The following is a 7,618-nucleotide window of genomic DNA, read 5'->3' on the forward strand; positions in this document are numbered from 1 at the left end:
AATCTAACCCTTTAGTTATTGTTTCAGTAAATGGTTTAAACCTATAATCTCCTATTTCAAGTCCGTTGAAACCCGAAAATGCCAATATTCCAACAACAATTACACTGACTAAAAACAGTATAGTGCTTTTTCCTTTTTTCATTTTTATCCCCCTCCGTTTCCTATTCATGAATACAATTATATTCTGATTGATTTAATTAGTCAATATTAGGTAAATACAGTTAATTACTCATTGTTTTTGCTTTTAATGCTATAGCACATTCTATCCTTTTCATTTGCATCTTGCATCCAATTTCATAAGGCACATGCATATCTCCGTTGAAATTAAAGTTATTTGCTTGGCATCCACCACTACAATAAAATTTAGCCCAACAATCTCTACATGTTGGTTTGTTGTAAATATGTGCCTCTTTAAACTCCTTTTCTAACTTTTCACTATTCATTCCATTATATATATCTCCCATTAGAAAATCTTTGTTACCAACAAATTGATGACAAGGGTATATTTCACCATCTGGAGTAACAGCTATGTATTCATGACCCGCACCACATCCAGAAATTCTCTTATAAACACAAGGTCCACCTTTAAGATCTATGTTGAAGTGATAAAACTTAAATTCATTTCCGTCCTCATATCTTTGAAGCATATCACTATATAATTTGTCGTATTGCTCAAAAATAATAGGCAAGTCTTCTTCTCTAAGTGATAGTTCATGTTCCGTAGGAAGTATAACGGGTTCTATAGATATTTCTTTAAAGCCTAAATCTGCCATATGCTTTATATCTTCGAAAAAGTCAGTATTTTCTCTTGTAAATGTTCCCCTTACATAATAAGCTTTTGACTTATCTCTCATGTCAACCATTTGTTTTATTTTCGGAAGTATTTTGTCATAAGAACCACTTCCATCCGCTCTTACTCTAACCTTATCATTGACAGATTTTCTACCATCTATACTAAGTACTATATTGCCCATATTTTCATCCATATATTCCATGATTTCGTCATTAAGTAATGTTGCATTAGTTGTCATCGTAAATCTTATAGATTTATTATGAATTTTTTCTTGTACTTTAGCATATTCTACTATCTCTTTTATAGTATCAAAAACCATAAGTGGCTCCCCACCAAATAAATCCACCTCTATGTTTTTTCTAGGACCAGATTTTTCTATAACAAAATCTATTGCTTTCATACCTACTTTAGCTGGCATTACGCTTCTAGCGCCATGGTATTCACCTTCATCAGCAAAGCAGTATTTACACCTTAAATTACAATCATGTATTACGTTGAGGCATAACGCCTTAATATAAGACTCCGTATTCGAAATATTCATTGCAATATCTTCGTATAAGTCTTTTGAGTATAGAAGTTCCCCTTGAATTAAACCCTGAATTTCGAAGTAGGCTTCCTCTATATCTTTATCATCGTATTTATCTTTAAATATCTCTTTTAACTCTTCTTTTCCTTTAAGTGAATTATTGTCCAAAAGGTCATATACTATTTCATCAACCACATGTATTGAACCAGAATTTACATCTATTACGTAGTTCTCATTATCTTTAATATATTTATGAATTAGTGCCAAGTTGTTTTCCTCCTAACTAAATTAAAGCAGTAACCCTGAGTTACTGCCACATTGTTCATATTAGTTTTCACAAGCCAAGTTCGCTACAGTACAAGATGTTTTACATGCTGACTGACATGAATTAGCACATTCTTTACATCCCGGCTTTTTTAAGCTCTCTTTAACACTTGCTTTATTTATAGTTTTTATATGCTTCATTTTTATTCCTCCATTTCTAAAGTTACCTTATAAATTATATCATAATATTCTTGCTAAATAAAGTATTTCTATAGATTTATTCCAAGCATTCCTGAAAAAGCACCTATACCCAAAGCTAACGCTGTTCTTGTTACTTCTCTTATTCCAATAGCAGCATTTCCACCACCAACTACTTTAACCAGGTATAAAACTAACATGTAAGTAGCCGCCACCATTATACCCATTAGCCAACCTTTTTCTCCTGCTTTTTTAGCAGCATATATTGACCCATAAAGCACGCTAACTAATGTTATTACAATATAAAAAACAGATGTCACCTTCATGCTAGCCGAAAAAAAGCTTGTTATCACAGAGTAAATTATAAGTACAACTAACGTTAAAATTGCAGCTCTAAACACTCCTTCTCCAGCACAAGAATATTTAATTTTCTTTTCCATGTAAATCTCCCCCCTTTTTAAGTAAATCTCAATTAAAAAATATTTTTTAGTTGAAATCTATAGTATTAAATATGATTAAAAAGGAGGGTTTATTACTTATTTCACTATTTTTTCTCTACTATTTCAGCAGTGTTTGCAACTACAACTGTGCCTACTCCACTTTTTGCTAATTTGAATCTAGTTCTGTCCGGACCACTTTCAAGTACAATATGATCATCTTGAATATTGATGATTTTTCCCATTATACCGCCTTTAGTCATTACTTCATCATTTACTTTTAAATTTTTTAAAAGAGCAGCATACTTTTTCTTTCTTTTGCTTTCCGGTATAAAAATTACTAGATAAAACACCCCTAGCATTAATATTAAAGGTAATAAAGAACCTAATTGTCCCATTTATATTCCCCTCCTTTCGGTAATGTTTTTTAATTTATAATAAAATAATTATTCTTTTTATAGATTAATTATATTTATTCTTTCCACGCGGCAAGTCTTTCCGCCTTAAACTCTTCAAAACAATCATCATCAATGGCAGATCGTATGTCTTCCATAAGTTTATTATAAAAATATAAATTATGAAGCACACATAGCCTCATAGCTAACATCTCTTTTGCTTTAAATAAGTGTCTAATATAAGCTCTTGTGTAATTTTTACAAGTAGGGCATGCGCATCCTTCATCAATAGGCGCTCCATCTAGTTCAAACTTTGCATTTAATATATTTATTCTACCATCTTTGGTAAACAAATGTCCATGCCTTCCATTTCTTGCTGGAAGTACACAATCAAAAAAGTCTACCCCTCTAGATACTGCTTCTAAAATATTACTTGGATAACCTACGCCCATAAGATATATTGGTTTATCCTCTGGCAAGTGCGGAACCACTGCATCAATAATTCTATACATATCTTCATGGGACTCTCCTACTGCAAGGCCTCCAATAGCATACCCATCTAAATCCATTTTACTAATTGTTTTAGCATGGTCTATTCTAATATCTGTATATGTTCCACCTTGATTTATACCAAATAACATTTGTTTTTTGTTTATTGTGCCTTTCATAGAATTAAGTCTATCCATTTCAATTCTACATCGTTCGAGCCACCTTGTAGTTCGTTCTACTGAATCAACTACATATTCCCTAGTAGAAGGATTTGGTATACATTCATCAAAGGCCATTGCAATTGTGGATCCTAAATTGCTTTGTATTTGCATGCTTTCTTCTGGGCCCATAAATATTTTGTGACCATCAATGTGGGAATTAAAGTATACTCCTTCTTCTTTAATCTTTCTCATAGCTGAAAGAGAAAACACCTGAAATCCACCTGAATCTGTAAGGATAGGTCTATCCCAATTCATAAATTTATGAAGTCCTCCCATTTCCCGCACAACCTTGTCTGTAGGTCTTAGATGCAAATGATAAGTATTAGACAATTCTACTTGACAGTTAATGTCTTTTAAATCCATGCTAGAAACTGCGCCCTTTATAACCCCTTGAGTTCCTACATTCATAAATACAGGTGTTTGAATAACACCGTGAGGCGTTGTAAACTCACCACGTCTTACTTTACCACTTTTCTTAAGTAATTTATACATATTTTACCCTCTTTCTATACAATAATTAATAGTTAGTTAATATAAAAACATTGCATCCCCAAAACTGAAGAATCTATATTTTTCTTTTACCGCCATATCGTACGCACCCATAACTAAATCTTGACCCGCAAAAGCGCTAACTAGCATTATTAGTGTAGATTCCGGCAAATGAAAGTTTGTTATTAATGCATTAACAATTTTAAACTTATATCCAGGATAGATAAAGATGTCTGTCCAACCGGATTTTTCATGAACTTTGCCATTTTCATCCGCGATACTTTCTAAAGTTCTATTAGATGTGGTGCCAACAGCAATTACTCTGCCACCCTTTTCTTTTGCGTTATTAATTAAATCTGCTGTTTCACTACTTAGCACATAGTACTCTGAATGCATTTGATGTTCTTCCACCATTTCAGCTTTTACAGGTCTAAAAGTACCTAGCCCTATGTGTAGCGTTACAAAAGCAATTTCAACGCCTATAGCTTTAATTTCTTGCAGCAACTCATCCGTAAAATGAAGGCCTGCAGTTGGAGCCGCAGCAGATCCAACTTCCTTAGAAAACACTGTTTGATACCTTTCTTTATCTTGTAATTTTTCTGTTATATATGGTGGTAATGGCATCTCTCCAAGTCTATCTAAAACTTCTTCAAAGATCCCTTCGAATTCAAATTTCACTATTCTACTTCCACCCTCAGAAATACTTATAACCTGTGCCGAAAGTTCGCCATTTCCAAAAATAAATCTAGTTCCAATTTTGGCTTTTTTACCAGGTTTGACTAAGGTCTCCCAATGATCTACATCTATTCTTTTTAGGAGTAAGAACTCCATTTTCCCACCTGTTCCGTCTTTAGTCCCTATAAGCCTTGCAGGTAAAACCCTAGTATCATTTAGTACTAAGCAATCTCCCTTATTTAAGTATTCTATTATATCTTTAAAAACTTTATGTTCTATTTCACCGCTTGTTTTATTAACTACCATAAGTTTTGACTCATCTCTTTTTTGGAGTGGATGTTGTGCAATAAACTCCTTAGGCAAATCAAAATAAAAATCTTTTACTTTCAAAAACTACACCCTCTCTTTTCTAAAATTGTCATTACCTTAATTACCTTCCTCGTCAAATACTGTGAATTGGTTCAAATTTTTGTTTTTACTTAATTTTTTAATAGATCTATTCAAATGTTTATATGCCTTTTCAGACGCCATTCTCCCCCTAGGTGTTCTTATAATGAATCCCTTTTGAATTAAATATGGCTCATATACATCTTCTAAAGTTCCTAACTCCTCGCCTATAAAGTATGATAAAGTCTCTATTCCCACTGGTCCACCACTAAAATTATCTATAATAGCCTCCAGCATTTTATTATCTATTCTGTCAAAGCCTTCATTATCTATTTCAAGCAGCTTCGCTGCAGACTTTGCTAAATTCAAATCAATAATTCCATCTCCCTTAACATCACAATAATCTCGAACTCTCTTAAGCAGACGATTAGCTATTCTTGGAGTACCTCTTGATCGTCTTGCAATTTCAACAGCCGCATCCTTTGTAATGTCTACGTTTAAAATAGCAGAAGATCGAACAACTATTTCTTTTAATTCATCCTGCGTATAATATTCCATGGCACTGAGCACACCAAATCTATCTCGAAGAGGCGCCGTTAAGAGTCCTATTCTAGTTGTAGCACCAATAAGTGTAAACTTAGGCAAATCTAGTCTTATAGATTTTGCTGAAGCCCCTTTTCCAATTACAATATCTAGTGCATAATCCTCCATAGCAGGATATAATATTTCTTCTACCGCTCTACTTAACCTATGTATTTCATCAATAAAAAGCACATCATAATCACTAAGTGATGTTAAAATAGATGCCAAATCACCAGGTCTTTCAATAGCCGGCCCGGAAGTTACTTTTAAATTCCCCTTCATTTCCTTTGCAATAATATTTGCAAGAGTTGTCTTACCAAGTCCAGGCGGTCCATATAAAAGGACATGATCAAGGGCTTCCTCTCTATTTTGGGCTGCTTTAATAAATATATTTAATTTTTCCTTAATCTTTGGCTGACCAATATACTCCATAAGATTTTGTGGCCTTAGTGAGTATTCTGCTTCCATATCTTCTTTAATGATAGAAGATGTAATAATTCTTTCCTCAGTATCATCCATATTTACTACCACCTTAGTTCATTAAATATTTCAAACACTCTTTAATCATATTTTCAAGAGATTCTTCTTTGTTTGAAGCGTTAAGTGCTTTTTCAGCTTCCTTTTCAGAATATCCAAGTGACATTAGAGCTCCTAAAACATCAATAAGTTTTCTATCTTCTATTAAATTACTTCCTGAAAGTTTTGATAAATTATTAACTTCGCTTTGCTCAATATGAATTTTCTCCCTAAGTTCTAAAATTATTCTTTGAGCAATCTTCTTGCCAATGCCAGGTGCTCTTTGTAATGTTTTCTCATCACCAGACACAATAGCATACTTAAGACTTGTAACATTGCAAATAGACATGAGTGATAACGCAGCTTTTGGACCAACTCCATTGGTACTAATTGCAAGGCTAAACATCTCTATCTCATCTTTTGTTAAAAATCCGTATAGTCCAAGAAAATCTTCTCTAACAATTTGCTTTATATATAACAAAACGTTGTCGCTTGTCTTAGGCATGTTTGCCATAGTACTACCGGAGGTGTAAATCCTGTACCCCATGCCATTATTATCTACTACAACGTAATCTTTACTAATTCCTACAAAAGTTCCACTTATATATTCGTACATAATTCTATCCTCCTAAACCTATAAACACTATATAATACTTTAACACCTAAATGCTATTTTTTCAATAATTAACAACATAAATATCTAAGTATTATCAAATTTCATTAAAAAAGCCTTAAGAAATTTTACTTCTTAAGGTTTTAATACATTTTTTATTTTAGATGAACCTGTTACGACCTTAATAACCCTCTAGCATAATCGAAAGCTTTTTCAGGAGTTTTAAATTCACCTTTTTCGTATTCAGTCTCTTCCAAATCTATTGTTCCTGCTGAATCCTTAACATATTTTTTTCCTCGAATTAAATCATCCAATACTCCTTCCTTTTCTTTTAAATCATCTAATTTAATGTTTATACGTTCTCCTTTGTCCTCTGCTTCAAAGTCATATTTAAGTTGGGTTCCATCAGCTGAATATACATTAGCATTAAATATTTTATGTGCTATTATATCTCCATTATTATCGGTCTTATAAATTGTCACTAGGTCATTATATATTCCTAAATAATACCTATTTGCATTATAACTGTACCTATCACTATTATTAACAAAATCTACTTTTCCTTTACTCATAGTGGATACGGTATATCCTTGTATTTTAAAAAGCTCATTAAGTTCTGCTTTTGTCTTGCTATCTAATTCATTAGTTGCATTAAAGTGTTTTTCCAATACTATATTTCTTACTTCTTTATCTTTATATTTAATGACAAAAGTAAATTTCGTTTGTGAAGTTCCCTTAAACAAATTAGTAACCACTGATGTTTGTTTTGAATTTTCATTATTATCACCTATGCCTTCATCACTGAGTTTCAAAAATGGCAATTTACTAGAGGCTTCAACTTTCAAATCGTTTTTATTCATATAGCGTACAAGTGAATAACTAGCACTAGAAAAAGCAATTACTAATATTGTTATCATTAGGTATAAAATTTTTCTGTTTTTCATATTACCCCTCCTCATTTGGAATTATGTCCAATTAGAGGATTATTTATTCATTCATATAATTAATAAAATATTATGTGTTTATTTATTAA

The 7,618-nt window shown here is 32.3% G+C and carries 9 protein-coding genes; all 9 read right to left on the reverse strand.

Annotated elements, in window-relative coordinates; all coding sequences use genetic code 11:
* Positions 1 to 221: 221 nt before the first annotated feature.
* A complete protein-coding gene (gene scfB / locus ACJAX4_RS20155; RefSeq protein WP_435791228.1) occupies positions 222 to 1,586 on the reverse strand; it encodes a thioether cross-link-forming SCIFF peptide maturase in 1,365 nt (454 codons plus the stop codon).
* Positions 1,587 to 1,646: 60 nt separating this feature from the next.
* A complete protein-coding gene (gene scfA / locus ACJAX4_RS20160) occupies positions 1,647 to 1,784 on the reverse strand; it encodes a six-cysteine ranthipeptide SCIFF (RefSeq protein WP_291642987.1) in 138 nt (45 codons plus the stop codon).
* A 68-nt stretch (positions 1,785 to 1,852) separates the two neighbouring features.
* Positions 1,853 to 2,221: a TIGR04086 family membrane protein gene (locus ACJAX4_RS20165; RefSeq protein ID WP_435791229.1), complete on the reverse strand. Its 369-nt coding sequence runs from the start codon at positions 2,219 to 2,221 to the stop codon at positions 1,853 to 1,855.
* Between the two features lie 104 nt (positions 2,222 to 2,325).
* Complete coding sequence (gene yajC, locus ACJAX4_RS20170; protein ID WP_435791230.1) at positions 2,326 to 2,616, reverse strand: preprotein translocase subunit YajC; 291 nt, start codon at positions 2,614 to 2,616, stop codon at positions 2,326 to 2,328.
* A gap of 74 nt (positions 2,617 to 2,690) precedes the next feature.
* Positions 2,691 to 3,815 carry a tRNA guanosine(34) transglycosylase Tgt gene (tgt, locus tag ACJAX4_RS20175; protein WP_435791231.1) on the reverse strand — a complete coding sequence of 375 codons (1,125 nt, stop codon included), beginning with the start codon at positions 3,813 to 3,815 and terminating at the stop codon, positions 2,691 to 2,693.
* Between the two features lie 36 nt (positions 3,816 to 3,851).
* Positions 3,852 to 4,877, reverse strand: coding sequence for a tRNA preQ1(34) S-adenosylmethionine ribosyltransferase-isomerase QueA (gene queA / locus ACJAX4_RS20180; protein WP_435791232.1), 1,026 nt, complete (start codon positions 4,875 to 4,877; stop codon positions 3,852 to 3,854).
* A 36-nt stretch (positions 4,878 to 4,913) separates the two neighbouring features.
* Positions 4,914 to 5,975 carry a Holliday junction branch migration DNA helicase RuvB gene (ruvB, locus tag ACJAX4_RS20185; RefSeq protein WP_435791233.1) on the reverse strand — a complete coding sequence of 354 codons (1,062 nt, stop codon included), beginning with the start codon at positions 5,973 to 5,975 and terminating at the stop codon, positions 4,914 to 4,916.
* 13 nt (positions 5,976 to 5,988) lie between these two features.
* On the reverse strand, positions 5,989 to 6,588 hold the full coding sequence (gene ruvA, locus ACJAX4_RS20190) for a Holliday junction branch migration protein RuvA (RefSeq protein WP_435791234.1): 600 nt from the start codon (positions 6,586 to 6,588) through the stop codon (positions 5,989 to 5,991).
* A gap of 170 nt (positions 6,589 to 6,758) precedes the next feature.
* The gene (locus ACJAX4_RS20195) at positions 6,759 to 7,529 is read right to left on the reverse strand and encodes a hypothetical protein (RefSeq protein ID WP_435791235.1); all 771 of its coding nucleotides are present in this window, start codon (positions 7,527 to 7,529) and stop codon (positions 6,759 to 6,761) included.
* Positions 7,530 to 7,618 lie beyond the last annotated feature (89 nt).

Source organism: Clostridium sp. (assembly GCF_051278035.1).
In the GTDB taxonomy this organism is placed as follows: Bacteria; Bacillota; Clostridia; order Clostridiales; family Clostridiaceae; genus Clostridium_AD.